Genomic DNA, 15,808 nt, shown 5'->3' on the forward strand with positions numbered 1-15,808 from the left:
CGTTTTAAAGATTCTGCAGACACTGTCTGCAGAATTCGAAACCGCTGAAATTAACGGCGTCTATAGCCTTCCTCTAGCACCGCCTGTGTTCGAACGAGTTCATCCGCGAGTCGTTTTTCATCAGGTAGTTGCATCTTATATTCGCTTGCCAGAACGGTGTTAGGCAAACCAGCCAGTGCATAATGTGCTTCTCCGACTCCTTTTTCTGCACAGAGAACCAGACCGATGGGCGGATTTTCATCCGGTAGCGTCCAGTGCTCTTTGGCGTAGTTGAGATACATATTCATCTGTCCGGCATCGCTATAGCTGAATTTGCCCACTTTTAGATCGACGATTAGCAGGCAGCGTAAACGGCGGTGGAAAAACAGCAGATCGACACGAAACCAGTTGTCATCAATGCGTAACCTTCGCTGTCGACCAACAAAGGCAAAATCATCCCCAAGTTCCAGCATGAAATCCATCAGGTGGTTGATCAGCGCCTCCTCAAAATCGGATTCTGAGTATTCATCTTTCAATTCCAAAAATTCGAGCACAAAGGGATCGCGTATCGCCTGTTGCGGAAGAATATGCGTCTCGGCAGGGGCGTGTTGTTGCAGCATGGCTGATTTGTCATGTGACAGCAGTGTTCGTTCATAAAATTGGGTCGCAATTTGCCGCTCTAGCTGGCGGACAGACCAACCACAGCGGAGTGTCTCTTTCTCATAAAAGCTGCGGGCGTCAGCGTTTTTAACGGAAAGTAGACGGACGTAGGTGGACCAGGGCAGGGGGAAAGATTTGGCAGACAGCGTCTGCCAAATCTTTGCCGATGGGAATTCTGCAGACGGTGTCTGCGGAATTCCCAATGGTGTTAATTCGCCAGACACTGTCTGGCGAATTTCAACATGTTGAAAAAAGAGGTAAAAAAGCCTCATTTGGCGTAAGTTTTTTGCAGAGAACCCACGCTTATACCTTAGACTTAAATCCTTTGATAGTCGCTTGATTAGCTGCGCACCATACGCAGCTCTGGCCTCGCCACCTTGTTCAAATTCGACAATTCGTCGGCCAATTTCCCAGTATGTCGCGGTCATCAGCGCGTTAACGCTACGTACCGTTTCCGTTCGGGCGCTATCGACCAGATGAATAATGCCGTCGTGGATTTGCTGGTAGCCTGCTGTGGTTCCTTCTGAGAGCGATTCCATTATCTTTCCCTTTATATGGCGCAGTGTTGAATAATGGAATCAGCTATACGCCGGGCATCTGCCGGTAACAATCCAGATGTGCGTATTACATTGGTTTTCTTCAGATTATGCGAGGCGCTTTCCAGAACGAAAGGAGAATTTCAGCGCCGACTCTTTTCTGAGGAGGCGGCGCTGGGACAGAGCTTAAACTTCCAGCCAGTTCATAATGCCGTCTGCCGCCTTACGACCTTCAGCGATTGCGGTAACGACCAGATCGGAACCACGGACGATATCGCCGCCAGCAAAGATTTTCGGGTTACTGGTCTGGAAGGCGTTGTCGTTGCTTTCCGGGGCGATGATGCGGCCTTGCGAATCCAGCTCGACGCTGTGTTTTGCCAGCCATTCCATGCTGTGTGGGCGGAAACCAAACGCCATGATCACCGCATCTGCCGGAACGATATGTTCGGAACCTGCAACGATCTCCGCGCGGCGACGACCTTTGGCGTCCGGTTCACCCATTTCGGTGCGCACCATTTTCACGCCGCTGACTTTGCCGTTGCCGTTCACTTCAATACCCAGTGGCTGGACGTTGAATTTGAACTCAACACCTTCTTCCCGCGCGTTTTTCACTTCGCGGCGGGAACCCGGCATGTTCTCTTCATCACGACGATAGGCACAGGTGACGTGTTTCGCCCCCTGGCGCACAGACGTGCGTACGCAGTCCATCGCGGTATCGCCACCGCCAAGTACCACCACGCGTTTGCCTTCCATGCTGACGAACGGTTCTTCGCGGGTTTCGCCAAAGCCCATTAACTGTTTGGTGTTGGCGATGAGGAACGGCAGCGCTGCGTACACGCCATCGGCGTCTTCGTTTTCCAGTCCGCCGCGCATTGACTGATAAGTCCCGACGCCAAGGAACACCGCATCGTAATCACTCAGCAGATCGTCCAGCTGCACGTCGCGGCCCACTTGGGTATTGAGTTTGAATTCAATACCCATGCCGGTGAAGATTTCACGGCGGCGCGTCATTACCTCTTTTTCCAGCTTGAAAGCCGGAATACCGAAGGTCAGCAGGCCGCCGATTTCCGGGTGACGGTCGAAGACGACCGCTTTCACACCGTTGCGTGTCAGGACATCCGCACACGCCAGACCCGCCGGGCCTGCACCGATAATCGCCACTTTTTTACCGGTCTGTTTCACGCCAGACATATCCGGACGCCAGCCCATTTCGAACGCTTTATCATTGATATAACGCTCAATGTTGCCGATGGTCACCGCACCAAACTCATCGTTCAGGGTGCAGGAACCTTCGCACAGACGGTCTTGCGGGCAGACACGTCCGCAAACTTCCGGCAAGGTATTGGTCTGATGCGACAGTTCTGCCGCTTCAAAAATACGCCCCTCGTTGGCGAGCTTCAGCCAGTTCGGGATGTAGTTGTGTACCGGGCATTTCCACTCGCAGTATGGGTTGCCGCACGACAGGCAGCGGTCAGCCTGCGCTTTGGCCTGGCCTTCGGAAAACGGCTCGTAAATTTCAACAAACTCAATTTTGCGGATCTTCAGCGGTTTCTTTGGCGGATCAACGCGCTGCAGGTCGATAAATTGATAAACATTCTGACTCATTGTTACTACCCCTTACTGCGCCTGCACGCGCAACTCTGCTGCGCTACGACTACGGTGACCCAGCAGTGCTTTTACATCACTGGACTTCGGTTTAACCAGCGCAAATTTCGTGGCGAAGGTTGACCAGTTCGCCAGAATCTCTTCACCACGCTGGGAACCGGTATGCTGAACATGCTCGGTGATAAGACCACGCAGATGCTCTTCATGGATCGCCAGGGAGTCAACGCTTAAGACCTCGACCAGTTCCGGGTTAACGCGTTTGCGGAAATCGCCGCTTTCATCGAGAACGTAAGCGAAGCCGCCGGTCATGCCCGCGCCGAAGTTAACGCCGGTTTTACCCAGAATACAGACAATACCGCCCGTCATATATTCACACCCGTTGTCGCCAATACCTTCAACCACGGTAATCGCACCGGAGTTACGCACGCCGAAACGTTCACCCGCGCGGCCTGCGGCATACAGACGACCACCGGTCGCGCCATACAGGCAGGTGTTGCCGATAATACTTGCTTCATGGCTGCGGAAGGCTGAGCCAACCGGAGGGCGAATGGCGATTAAGCCGCCCGCCATGCCTTTACCGACATAGTCGTTGGCATCACCGGTCAGGTACAGTTCCACGCCGCCCGCGTTCCACACACCGAAGCTCTGGCCTGCGGTGCCGTTGAAGTACGCTTTAATCGGATCGGCTGCCAGCCCCTGATCGCCGTGCGTCTGGGCGATATAGCCCGAAAGCGATGCACCCACGGAACGGTCGGTGTTGCGAATATCGAACCAGAAGGTTTTGCTCTGACGCTCATCGACAAACGGTTTCGCCTGTTGCAGCAACTGCGCGTTTAGCAGGCCATTATCAAACGGCGGGTTGTTTTCGGTGCAGTAAAGTGCCTTACCAGCCTTAGGCTCGGCAGTCTCCAGCAGCTTCGACAGCGCCAGTTTCTGCTGTTTGGCGGTGAAACCGTCCAGCTCTTTGAGCAGGTCGGTACGGCCAATCAGATCCACCAGGCGCGTTACGCCCAGTTGCGCCATCAGCTCGCGGGTTTCACGGGCGATAAATTCAAAGTAGTTGGTCACTTTGAACGGCAAGCCGTGATAGTGGTTCTTACGCAGTTTGTCATCCTGAGTTGCTACACCGGTGGCGCAGTTGTTCAGGTGGCAGATTCGCAGGTATTTACAGCCGAGCGCCACCATCGGGCCAGTGCCGAAGCCGAAGCTTTCTGCGCCGAGAATCGCCGCTTTGATGATATCGACACCCGTTTTCAGGCCGCCATCGACCTGCAAACGGATCTTATGACGCAAGCCGTTGGCAACCAGCGCCTGTTGTGTTTCAACAAGCCCCAGTTCCCACGGGCAGCCTGCGTATTTCACCGATGAAAGCGGACTTGCGCCAGTGCCGCCGTCATAGCCTGCGATGGTGATTAAATCGGCATAAGCTTTCGCTACACCTGTGGCGATGGTACCAACGCCCGGTTCGGACACCAGCTTCACGGAGATCATCGCTTTCGGGTTAACCTGCTTGAGGTCGAAAATGAGCTGCGCTAAGTCCTCGATAGAGTAGATATCGTGGTGCGGCGGCGGGGAGATCAGCGTCACTCCGGGCACCGAATAGCGCAGTTTGGCAATGTAAGGAGTGACTTTATCACCCGGCAACTGACCGCCTTCGCCCGGCTTCGCGCCCTGGGCTACTTTAATCTGAATGACGTCAGCATTGACCAGGTACGCCGGAGTAACGCCGAAGCGACCAGAAGCCACCTGCTTGATGCGCGACACTTTGTTAGTGCCGTAGCGCGCCGGATCTTCACCACCTTCACCGGAGTTCGAGTTACCGCCGATGCTGTTCATCGCTTCCGCCAGCGCCTCGTGGGCTTCCGGGCTTAATGCGCCGATAGACATCGCGGCGGTATCGAAGCGTTTAAACAGTTCGCTTGCCGGTTCAACATCGGCAATGTTGACTGCGTTTTCACCCGGCGTAATTGCCAGCAGATCGCGCAGCGTGGTTGCCGGACGCTCATTAACCAGCTTCGCGTATTCCTGATAGTCGCTGTACTCGCCGCTTTGTACCGCCTGTTGCAGTGTGCGCACGACGTCCGGGTTGTAGGCGTGGTATTCGCCACCGTGCACGTATTTCAGCAAGCCGCCCTGGCTGATGGGCTTACGCGCCAGCCAGGCACGTTTCGACAGATTCAGCAGATCCTGCTGGAAGTCTTCAAAGCTTGCCCCACCAATGCGGCTAACCGCGCCCTGGAAGCACAGGCCCACTACATCATCGTGCAGACCGACCGCTTCAAACAGTTTCGAGCAGCGGTAAGACGCGATGGTGGAGATGCCCATTTTGGACATGATTTTGTACAAGCCTTTGTTGATGCCGTTACGGTAGTTGAGCATCACGGTACGATAATCTTTGGCAATCGCGTGGGTGTCTACCAGGCGGCCCAGCGTTTCATAGGCAAGGTATGGATAAATAGCCGTCGCGCCGAAGCCCAGCAACACGGCGAAGTGGTGCGGATCGCGGGCGCTGGCGGTTTCGACGATAATGTTGGCATCGCAACGCAGGCTTTGATCGACCAGACGGGTCTGGATCGCGCCAACCGCCATCGGGGCCGGAACCGGCAGGCGATCTTTAGCGATATTCCGGTCAGAAAGCACCAGCAGCACGGTGCCGCTACGCACCATCTGTTCTGCTTTGTCGCACAGCTCTTTGACCGTCGCTTCGAGCGTGGTTTTAGTGACGTCAAAGGTGATATCCAGCGTATTTGCGCGGTAGTGCTCCTCTTTCATCGTCGTGAGCTGTTTGAAATCGGAGTAGAGCAGAATCGGCGATTTAAAGCTTAAACGGTGCGCCTGGCCTTCTGCTTCACAGAAGACGTTCATTTCACGCCCGATGCTGGTGGCGAGCGACATAACATGCGCTTCACGTAGCGGGTCGATTGGCGGGTTAGTGACCTGCGCAAACTGCTGGCGGAAGTAGTCGTAAATAATGCGCGGCTGGCTGGAGAGCACGGCGAATGGGGTATCATCGCCCATCGAACCGACGGCTTCCTGGCCGTTTTCGCCCAGCACGCGGATCACAGAGTCCAGCTCTTCCGCGCTGTAATTAAACTGCTTCTGGTAGCTGGCAAGCGTGTCGTCGTCCAGTTCGCGGCTACCCACTTCTTCATCAGGCAGATCTTCAAACGGCACCAGGCGGCGGACGTTTTTCTCCATCCACTCTTTATAAGGGTGGCGGCTTTTCAGATCGTCATCGGTTTCTGCCGAGTGCAGAATGCGCCCACCGCGGGTGTCGATCACCATCAGTTCGCCAGGGCCAACGCGGCCTTTTTCCACCACTTCGTCAGGTTGGTAATCCCAGATACCCACTTCAGAGGCGCAGGTGATGAGCTTATCTTTGGTGATGACATAGCGCGCCGGACGCAGACCGTTACGGTCGAGGTTACAGGCGGCGAAGCGACCATCGGACATCACGATGCCCGCCGGACCATCCCACGGCTCCATATGCATGGAGTTAAAGTCGAAGAACGCGCGCAGTTCCGGGTCCATATCCGGGTTGTTCTGCCAGGCGGGTGGCACTAACAGACGCATGGCGCGGATGATATCCATCCCGCCAGCCAGCAGCAGTTCCAGCATGTTATCCATCGAACTGGAGTCAGAGCCGGTTTCGTTGACGAACGGTGCGGCGTCGTGCAGGTCAGGGATTAGCGGTGTCTGGAATTTATAGGTACGCGCACGCGCCCATTGGCGGTTACCGGTGATGGTGTTGATTTCACCGTTATGCGCCAGGTAGCGGAACGGTTGCGCCAGCGGCCAGCGCGGCACGGTGTTAGTGGAGAAGCGCTGGTGGAACAGGCAAATGGCCGATTCCAGACGCAGGTCCGCAAGATCCAGGTAGAAGCGCGGCAGATCCGCCGGCATACACAGACCTTTATAGATGTTCACCAGATTCGACAGGCTACAGACGTAGAAGTCTTTGTCAGCTTCGAGACGCTTTTCAATGCGGCGGCGGGCGATAAACAGACGGCGCTCCATATCGCGCGGACGCCAACCTGCCGGGGCGTTCACAAAAATTTGCTCAATGCGTGGCAGAGAGGAGAGGGCGATTTCACCCAGCACGCCTTCGTTAGTGGGGACATCACGCCAGCCGACAATCGACAACGTTTCGCGTTGCAGCTCTTCTTCAACGATGCGGCGTGCGGTCGCGGCGAGTTCAGGATCTTTATTCAGGAAAAGCATCCCGACGGCGTAGTTTTTCGCTAAACGCCAGCCTCGCTCCTGCGCAACAATGCGAAAAAAGCGATCCGGTTTTTGTAACAGCAAGCCGCAACCGTCACCGGTTTTACCATCGGCGAGAATCGCGCCACGGTGCTGCATGCGGGCCAGTGCGTGTATTGCAGTACGCACTACCTTGTGGCTAGGTTCGCCTTCTATGTGGGCGATCAGGCCGAAACCACAGTTATCCCTCTCAAGGGATTTATCGTACAACATATCGTGAACCTCCCCCAGGCTCTGCGGGAACCCCACTTCCGAACCGCTGCGCACGGGCACAGAAAGAGCGTGGCGACGGGGTTTGCGTTTCATACGCGCGCCTCGCATTCGCCCCCTTGTTGTCCTTTTCGCATCGATTAATACGGTGAAGAGGGGATCTCAATTACTGCATAAATATGATGAGCAGGCTGCTCATCCAGAAAGCTTCCAGCGGATTTCCAACTTATCGGGAAAGCTGATACAGGTCAAATGGCAAGCTTATTGGTACAGAAATGTGCTTTAGCGCAAAATTCTTTATTAATTTATTGAAATTAAAAAGGATTTGTTAATTAAGTTGAAAAGAGGCGTCGTTAGGGAAACAGTCAATTCCTGACTGTCATAAAGGCATGTTAACCCTTATCCTGCCTTGAACTGACGAGAAAGGCAGTATTTTATACTGCATTAATTGGTAATGACGTTTCATGCTACTGTTTTTGCCTAAAATCCATAACCTGATAAAAAAATCTGACACAAGATAAGCAAAAGTGATTTATGTGATTATGAATGAAATTTCGGTAATTTTGATTGATTATGCAGTTGATAAAGGCAGGCCGGGACGATTGATCCAGGTCATCGCCGAATTGAGCTAAAAATGGCAGGCTTTGGCCTCTTTTCAAGGCGCGGTCTATCAGATTATGCAGTTACAGAAATTAGTCAATATGTTTGGTGGTGATCTCACCCGTCGTTATGGGCAAAAGGTGCATAAGCTGACGCTGCACGGCGGTTTTAGCTGCCCTAACCGTGACGGTACCATCGGGCGTGGTGGCTGCACATTCTGTAATGTTGCCTCGTTTGCCGATGAAGCGCAGCAGCATCATTCCATTGCCGAGCAACTGGCGCACCAGGCGAATTTAGTTAACCGCGCTAAACGCTATCTGGCCTACTTTCAGGCGTATACCAGCACCTTTGCGGAAGTTCAGGTGCTGCGTTCTATGTATCAGCAGGCGGTGAGCCAGGCCAATATTGTCGGTTTGTGTGTTGGTACCCGCCCGGACTGCGTGCCGGATGCGGTGCTGGATCTGCTTTGCGAATATAAGGACCAGGGCTACGAAGTGTGGCTGGAGCTGGGGCTACAAACCGCCCACGACAAAACGCTGCATCGCATCAATCGCGGTCATAATTTTGCCTGCTATCAGCGCACGACGCAGCTGGCGCGTGAGCGCGGGCTGAAGGTGTGTTCTCACTTAATTGTCGGCCTGCCTGGCGAAGGGCAGACTGAATGTTTGCAAACGCTGGAGCGAGTGGTTGAAACCGGCGTGGACGGCATAAAGCTGCATCCGCTACATATAGTAAAAGGCAGCATTATGGCGAAAGCCTGGGAAGCGGGGCGTTTGAACGGTATTGAACTGTACGATTACACGCTCACTGCCGGAGAAATGATTCGCCATACGCCACCGGAAGTGATCTACCACCGCATTTCCGCCAGCGCCCGTCGCCCAACGTTGCTTGCTCCGCTGTGGTGCGAAAATCGATGGACGGGAATGGTCGAGCTGGATCGCTATCTGAATGAACATGGCGTACAGGGATCGGCGCTGGGACGTCCGTGGCTACCTCCAACGGCGTAGGCCATTGAGGGGAATTCCGCATTTCTCACACAATTTATAACGTAACTGTCAGAATTGGGTATTATTGGGGCAGGTTGTCGTGAAGGAATTCCCTAATGAAGCAAATTCGTCTGCTGGCGCAGTATTATGTTGACCTGATGATGAAGTTAGGTCTGGTGCGCTTCTCAATGTTGCTGGCGCTGGCCCTCGTCGTTCTTGCCATTGTGGTACAAATGGCAGTGACCATGGTGCTGCATGGTCAGGTCGAAAGCATTGATGTTATTCGTTCTATCTTCTTTGGTCTGCTGATTACGCCGTGGGCGGTCTACTTTCTATCGGTGGTCGTCGAGCAACTGGAGGAGTCACGACAACGTCTGTCACGGCTGGTGCAAAAACTGGAGGAGATGCGCGAGCGCGATTTGAGCCTCAACGTTCAGTTAAAAGATAATATTGCCCAGCTAAATCAGGAAATTGCCGTTCGTGAAAAAGCAGAAGCCGAACTGCAGGAAACCTTTGAACAACTGAAAATTGAAATTAAAGAGCGCGAAGAGACACAAATTCAGCTCGAGCAGCAATCCTCATTCTTACGTTCCTTCCTTGATGCTTCACCCGACCTGGTTTTTTATCGTAACGAAGATAAAGAGTTTTCCGGCTGTAACCGCGCGATGGAGCTGCTGACCGGAAAAAGCGAAAAACAACTGGTTCACCTGAAACCTGCTGATGTTTACTCACCGGAAGCCGCTGCGAAAGTCATTGAAACCGATGAAAAAGTGTTCCGTCATAATGTGTCACTGACCTATGAGCAGTGGCTGGATTATCCCGACGGACGCAAAGCCTGCTTTGAAATCCGTAAAGTGCCGTACTACGACCGCGTGGGTAAACGTCACGGTTTGATGGGCTTTGGTCGCGACATTACCGAGCGTAAGCGGTATCAGGATGCACTTGAACGCGCCAGCCGCGACAAAACGACGTTTATTTCCACCATCAGTCACGAATTGCGTACACCGCTGAACGGTATCGTCGGCCTGAGCCGCATTCTGCTGGATACCGAACTCACCGCCGAGCAGGAAAAATATCTCAAAACCATCCATGTTTCTGCCGTCACGCTGGGGAATATCTTCAACGATATTATCGACATGGATAAGATGGAACGGCGCAAGGTCCAGCTTGATAATCAGCCGGTTGATTTCACCAGCTTCCTTGCCGATCTGGAAAATCTCTCCGCATTGCAGGCGCAACAGAAAGGATTGCGCTTTAATCTGGAGCCGACGCTGCCATTACCGCATCAGGTCATTACCGACGGGACGCGTTTACGGCAGATCCTGTGGAACCTCATCAGTAACGCCGTCAAATTTACCCAGCAGGGCCAGGTTACCGTGCGCGTGCGCTACGATGAAGGCGATATGCTGCATTTTGAAGTGGAAGATTCCGGCATTGGCATTCCGCAGGATGAGCTGGATAAAATTTTCGCCATGTATTACCAGGTGAAAGACAGTCACGGCGGTAAGCCCGCCACTGGCACCGGTATTGGTCTGGCCGTTTCTCGTCGTCTGGCGAAAAATATGGGCGGCGATATTACGGTTACCAGCGAACAGGGCAAAGGTTCCACCTTTACGTTGACGATCCACGCACCGTCGGTAGCAGAAGAGGTTGATGATGCGTTTGATGAAGACGATATGCCTTTACCGGCGCTGAATGTGCTGCTGGTGGAAGACATTGAACTGAACGTGATTGTCGCACGCTCTGTGCTGGAAAAATTAGGTAACAGCGTTGATGTCGCCATGACCGGCAAGACGGCGCTGGAGATGTTTAAACCGGGCGAATACGACCTGGTGTTGCTGGATATTCAGTTGCCAGATATGACCGGGCTGGATATCTCTCGTGAACTGACGAAGCGTTATCCGCGCGAGGATTTACCGCCGCTGGTGGCCTTAACCGCTAACGTGCTGAAAGACAAACAAGAGTACCTCAATGCTGGAATGGATGATGTGCTGAGTAAGCCGCTTTCTGTTCCGGCGCTAACCGCGATGATCAAGAAATTCTGGGATACCCAGGATGATGAGGAGAGTACGGTGACGACAGAAGAGAACAGTAAATCAGAAGCATTGCTCGATATTCCCATGCTGGAACAGTATCTCGAACTTGTAGGACCGAAGCTGATCACCGATGGGTTAGCGGTGTTTGAGAAGATGATGCCGGGATATGTCAGCGTGCTGGAGTCAAATCTGACGGCGCAGGATAAAAAAGGCATTGTTGAGGAAGGACATAAAATTAAAGGTGCGGCGGGGTCAGTGGGGTTACGCCATCTGCAACAGCTGGGTCAGCAAATTCAGTCTCCTGACCTTCCAGCCTGGGAAGATAACGTCGGTGAATGGATTGAAGAGATGAAAGAAGAGTGGCGTCACGACGTAGAAGTACTGAAAGCGTGGGTAGCAAAAGCTACTAAAAAATGACCCCGGCTAGACCGGGGTGCGCGAATACTGCGCCAACACCAGGGAAATCTTGGCTGCGCCGTAAATTATTATGATGAGTTACAAGGGCACAGCACTGTTTTTCAGGCCGCACGCAGTTAAGATAGCAAAACTTAAATGATTTGTTACATGAATCAGTTAAATGTGTGATGCGTAGCATTTTTATTAAAAAAATTAATGTGTTTCAGTCAATTGCGAAAGGATGATCACAATGAAGAAAATTGGCGTAATTCTGAGCGGATGCGGCGTCTATGACGGTTCTGAAATTCATGAAGCGGTGTTGACGTTGTTAGCTATTTCACGCAGCGGTGCGCAGGCGGTCTGCTTTGCACCGGATAAGCAGCAGGTTGATGTTATCAACCATTTAACTGGCGAAGCGATGACGGAAACGCGCAATGTGCTGATTGAAGCGGCACGAATAACGCGCGGTGAAATCCGTCCTCTGGCTCAGGCCGATGCCGCTGAACTGGATGCGTTGATTGTGCCGGGGGGGTTTGGCGCGGCGAAGAATTTAAGCAATTTTGCCAGTCTTGGTAGCGAATGCACCGTTGACCGTGAATTAAAGGCGCTGGCACAAGCGATGCATCAGGCCGGAAAACCGCTTGGTTTTATGTGTATTGCCCCGGCGATGCTGCCGAAAATTTTCGATTTCCCGCTGCGTTTGACCATCGGTACTGATATCGATACCGCAGAAGTGCTGGAAGAGATGGGCGCGGAGCATGTGCCGTGTCCTGTCGATGATATCGTGGTTGATGAAGACAATAAGATTGTCACCACCCCGGCATATATGCTGGCGCAGAACATTGCAGAAGCGGCGAGCGGCATTGATAAGCTGGTTTCCCGCGTGCTGGTTCTGACTGAATGAGTAAAAGCCGCTTAACGGTGTTAAGTTTCGTTCGCCGTTTTCTTCTACGGTTAATGGTTGTCCTCGCCGTTTTCTGGGGCGGGGGCATCGCGTTGTTTAGCGTTGCGCCTGTTCCTTTCTCAGCGGTAATGGCCGAGCGACAAGTCAGCGCCTGGCTGCATGGCAATTTTCGTTACGTGGCACATTCTGACTGGGTCAGTATGGATCAAATCTCGCCGTGGATGGGACTGGCGGTGATTGCCGCAGAAGATCAGAAGTTTCCTGAGCACTGGGGCTTTGATGTCGCTTCCATTGAGCAAGCCCTGGCGCACAACGAGCGCAATGAAAACCGTATTCGCGGTGCTTCAACGATTTCTCAGCAGACAGCCAAAAATCTCTTTTTATGGGATGGGCGTAGCTGGGTTCGAAAAGGGCTGGAAGCTGGATTAACGCTGGGGATAGAAACAGTCTGGAGCAAAAAGCGTATCCTGACGGTTTACCTGAATATCGCCGAATTTGGCGACGGTGTGTTTGGCGTCGAAGCTGCGGCACAACGTTATTTCCACAAACCCGCGAGCAAACTTACCCGGTCGGAAGCTGCGTTACTGGCTGCCGTATTACCTAATCCACTGCGTTTCAAAGTCTCCGCGCCATCGGGCTATGTGCGTAGCCGTCAGGCGTGGATTTTACGGCAGATGTATCAGTTAGGCGGTGAGTCGTTTATGCAACAACACCAGCTGAATTAAGCTTCGCGCGAAGTGAGGGCCAGCGTTTTGCTCTCACGTGGTTGCAGATCTTTCTGTAGGGCAATAGCCAGTGCCGGCTGGGCGATAAACCGTTTCCATAACCGCTCTTGCTTTCGCTGACAACACCACTTTGACCAGGTCGCCAGTGGAATCAACGTGCTTTCACCAATGTTGTCGCAGACGACGGGGATAACCTCTGACTCACTGATGCGGTGACAGAGGATATTCTGCGGCTTCAACGACATCGTCACGATATGGTTATCCTGCAAATAACGTTTCAGCTGTTTCAGTAACTGGCGCAGCTGTGCAACGTCTTCTTCGTAACGGCATTGTTCTGCAAATTCGGTCAGCGTAACGGAGGGCTTACCGTCGAAATCGGCAATCACATCGTAGACATAACCCGTTCCGCAATCCGTCTCCACGGTACCGTGATAGCGCGGTATTCCACTCCAGTCTTTTAACCGGCGACCAAGATGCGCGTAATACTTTAACTCACGGCGGATCTCTTTATCACCACCATCACCACGGTGGTAGACAATCTTGATACAGCGTTGGGCATCTTCCGGATGCGCATAACATTTCCGATGTCTTCCGGTGCCCAGGGGATTTTTTTCAGATAAGCGAATCATACCATCTCCTGGAAATATTTTCTGACGATCTCCAGTATGGTCGAATAACTTAAACAAAACCTAAACAATGCCTCTTAAGGTTTTCTTAAGGTTCTTCTGAAAGTGAAAAGCGCACAAAATGTACAATTTCCGTCATTAATAACGATTTCAGTACGCGCTTTTTTTATTGTCGGGGGGAGCTTGAAGGGATTTGTATGTCAAAGTGATGAAAATTAATCTTCATCAAAACCAGAGTTAAAGAGAGCGATAACGGCGGCCAGTGCTTCCTCTTCCTGTGGACCGGTCGCTTCGACTTCAATCTGCCGTCCTTTGGCAGAATCCAGCATCAGCAGCGCAATAACGCTGTTGGCTTCAGCTTCAGTGCCTTCATCGTTACGTAACAGCACTTCAGCGTCAAAACCCTGCATTAATTCAAACAGCTTCATTGCAGGCCGGGCATGCATGCCCAGCTTGTTTGTGATTTCAACAGTTTGCTTGACGGTCATGGTTTACGTTTTTCCAGCGTACGATGGCGTGACTGGACGTTTTTACCGCGTGAACGGAAGTAGTCTGCCAACTGCTCTGCAATATACACCGAACGGTGCTTCCCGCCAGTACAACCAATGGCGACCGTCAGGTAGCTACGGTTGTTGGTTTCCAGCATAGGTAACCATAGCTCAAGATAGCTTCGCGTCTGGTAAATAAAATTGTGTACTTCTGTGTGGCGGTCGAGGAACGCGGCGACAGGCTTATCAAGACCTGTCATCGGACGCAGTTTTGGATCCCAGTGCGGGTTCGGCAAGAAGCGCACGTCAAAGACGTAATCTGCATCGATAGGGATACCGTGTTTGAAGCCGAAAGACTCAAAGACCATGGTCAGTTCGCGTTCACGTTTACCCAGTAAACGGGTACGCAACATTTCTGCCAGCTCGTGAACGGACATTTCTGAGGTATCGACAATCAGATCCGCTCGCGAACGCAGTGGTTCCAGTAGATCGCTTTCTTTGTCGATAGCACTTTCCAGCGACAGGTTTTTGCTGGAAAGCGGATGCAGGCGGCGCGTGTCACTGTAACGACGAATTAAGGTATTACGGTCGGCATCCAGGAACAGGAGTTGCGGTGAGAAAGCGTCAGGTAGGTTACTCATCGCCTGTTCGAATATTTCTGGTGACTCCGGCATATTACGAACATCAATGCTGACGGCGGCAGAAATCTCGCGATCGGCCAGAGTTCGAGCCAGATCGGGTAACAACACTACGGGGAGGTTATCCACGCAGTAAAAACCCATATCTTCCAGCGCACGAAGGGCGACAGATTTACCTGAACCTGAACGTCCGCTGACGATCATCAGTACCATGTACTGTTTCTCCTCACAACGTCTAAAAGAGACATTACCGAATAACTACGCTTCATCCGGAGTACCTTCGGTATCCGTAATGATTTGATACAGCTCTTCATCGCTCTGGGCTGCGCGTAAACGGCGGCAGATGGTTTTATCCGCCAGACGTTTCGCCACCAGCGACAGAGTATGCAGGTGCGTTTTGGTTTGGTCAGCCGGAACCAGCAACGCAAACAGTAAATCTACTGGTTGGTTGTCAATGGCATCGAAAGCTATGGGCGTTTCGAGCTGAACGAAAACGCCAACGGCGCGCAGAGTATCTTCTTCCAGTTTGCCATGCGGAATGGCTATACCATTGCCGATACCGGTACTGCCCATTTTTTCCCGCGTCAGGATAGCTTCAAAAACCACCTGAGGCGGCAGGCTAAGTTGTTTCGCCGCCAGCTCGCTGATGATTTCCAGGGCGCGTTTTTTGCTCTGACAGTGGACGCGGCTTCGCGTACATTCCCTGTTAAGAACAGTGCTAAGCTGTAGAGTTGTATCATTATTTGTCATAATTTCACCTAAGAACCTGCTCACTCAAACGGTGGAACAGGTTCGGAGCATTAACTGTACAAATGGCCCGTTGTGCCGCACAACAGGCCGCCATGCACATGCTAATTGCCCGGACAATTAGTGTTGTTTCAGTTTATCTTTATGTTTGGTCAACTGGCGTGCCAGCTTATCAATTAAGCCATCAATGGCAGCGTACATGTCCTGACCTTCCGCGCTGGCATGAATTTCACCACCGTTTACATGCAGTGTTGCATCTGAGGTATGGGTGACTTTCTCCACTTTCAGAACAACATAGACCTGGTTGATTCGGTCAAAATATTGCTCAAGTTTGGCAAATTTAGCAGTAACAAATTCGCGCAGTGCCTCGGTGATCTCGACGTTATTTCCGGTAATGTTGAGCTGCATAGTG

12 protein-coding genes are annotated in these 15,808 nt (G+C 52.4%); 4 read left to right on the top strand and 8 right to left on the bottom strand.

Going from position 1 to position 15,808, the window contains the following annotated elements:
* Positions 1–50 precede the first annotated feature (50 nt).
* The 3 genes from BEB54_RS19205 to gltB form a co-directional block, all read right to left on the bottom strand.
* Complete coding sequence (locus BEB54_RS19205) at positions 51–1,178, bottom strand: PDDEXK nuclease domain-containing protein (RefSeq protein ID WP_105276808.1); 1,128 nt, start codon at positions 1,176–1,178, stop codon at positions 51–53.
* 183 nt (positions 1,179–1,361) lie between these two features.
* Positions 1,362–2,780: a glutamate synthase subunit GltD gene (gene gltD, locus BEB54_RS19210; protein ID WP_105276807.1), complete on the bottom strand. Its 1,419-nt coding sequence runs from the start codon at positions 2,778–2,780 to the stop codon at positions 1,362–1,364.
* A gap of 12 nt (positions 2,781–2,792) precedes the next feature.
* Entirely contained in the window at positions 2,793–7,253 is a 4,461-nt protein-coding gene (gene gltB / locus BEB54_RS19215) for a glutamate synthase large subunit (protein ID WP_105271883.1), read from the bottom strand.
* Positions 7,254–7,927: 674 nt separating this feature from the next.
* Between gltB and BEB54_RS19230 the strand changes: the two genes are divergently transcribed.
* The 4 genes from BEB54_RS19230 to mtgA all read left to right on the top strand — a co-directional run bounded on the left by BEB54_RS19230 (position 7,928) and on the right by mtgA (position 12,897).
* Positions 7,928–8,857, top strand: a complete 930-nt coding sequence (locus BEB54_RS19230) for a TIGR01212 family radical SAM protein (RefSeq protein ID WP_032185237.1) — start codon at positions 7,928–7,930, stop codon at positions 8,855–8,857.
* Positions 8,858–8,952: 95 nt separating this feature from the next.
* Entirely contained in the window at positions 8,953–11,289 is a 2,337-nt protein-coding gene (gene arcB / locus BEB54_RS19235; RefSeq protein WP_105276806.1) for an aerobic respiration two-component sensor histidine kinase ArcB, read from the top strand.
* A gap of 229 nt (positions 11,290–11,518) precedes the next feature.
* Positions 11,519–12,172, top strand: a complete 654-nt coding sequence (gene elbB / locus BEB54_RS19240; protein ID WP_001352908.1) for an isoprenoid biosynthesis glyoxalase ElbB — start codon at positions 11,519–11,521, stop codon at positions 12,170–12,172.
* Complete coding sequence (gene mtgA, locus BEB54_RS19245) at positions 12,169–12,897, top strand: monofunctional biosynthetic peptidoglycan transglycosylase (RefSeq protein ID WP_105276805.1); 729 nt, start codon at positions 12,169–12,171, stop codon at positions 12,895–12,897. The genes elbB and mtgA overlap by 4 nt, the downstream gene beginning before the upstream one ends.
* Here mtgA and yrbL read toward each other — a convergent pair.
* The 5 genes from yrbL to hpf form a co-directional block, all read right to left on the bottom strand.
* Positions 12,894–13,526, bottom strand: coding sequence for a PhoP regulatory network protein YrbL (gene yrbL, locus BEB54_RS19250; protein WP_032185196.1), 633 nt, complete (start codon positions 13,524–13,526; stop codon positions 12,894–12,896). The two genes, mtgA and yrbL, sit on opposite strands and share 4 nt — an antisense overlap.
* Before the next feature lie 212 nt (positions 13,527–13,738).
* Positions 13,739–14,011 carry a PTS phosphocarrier protein NPr gene (gene npr / locus BEB54_RS19255; protein WP_000216791.1) on the bottom strand — a complete coding sequence of 91 codons (273 nt, stop codon included), beginning with the start codon at positions 14,009–14,011 and terminating at the stop codon, positions 13,739–13,741.
* Positions 14,008–14,862, bottom strand: coding sequence for an RNase adapter RapZ (rapZ, locus tag BEB54_RS19260; RefSeq protein WP_000243741.1), 855 nt, complete (start codon positions 14,860–14,862; stop codon positions 14,008–14,010). The genes npr and rapZ overlap by 4 nt, the downstream gene beginning before the upstream one ends.
* Before the next feature lie 45 nt (positions 14,863–14,907).
* On the bottom strand, positions 14,908–15,399 hold the full coding sequence (ptsN, locus tag BEB54_RS19265) for a PTS IIA-like nitrogen regulatory protein PtsN (RefSeq protein WP_000183679.1): 492 nt from the start codon (positions 15,397–15,399) through the stop codon (positions 14,908–14,910).
* 117 nt (positions 15,400–15,516) lie between these two features.
* Positions 15,517–15,804, bottom strand: a complete 288-nt coding sequence (gene hpf / locus BEB54_RS19270) for a ribosome hibernation promoting factor (protein WP_001176599.1) — start codon at positions 15,802–15,804, stop codon at positions 15,517–15,519.
* Positions 15,805–15,808 lie beyond the last annotated feature (4 nt).

The sequence above is a fragment of the Escherichia sp. MOD1-EC6021 genome, from assembly GCF_002965245.1.
In the GTDB taxonomy this organism is placed as follows: Bacteria; Pseudomonadota; Gammaproteobacteria; order Enterobacterales; family Enterobacteriaceae; genus Escherichia; species Escherichia coli_F.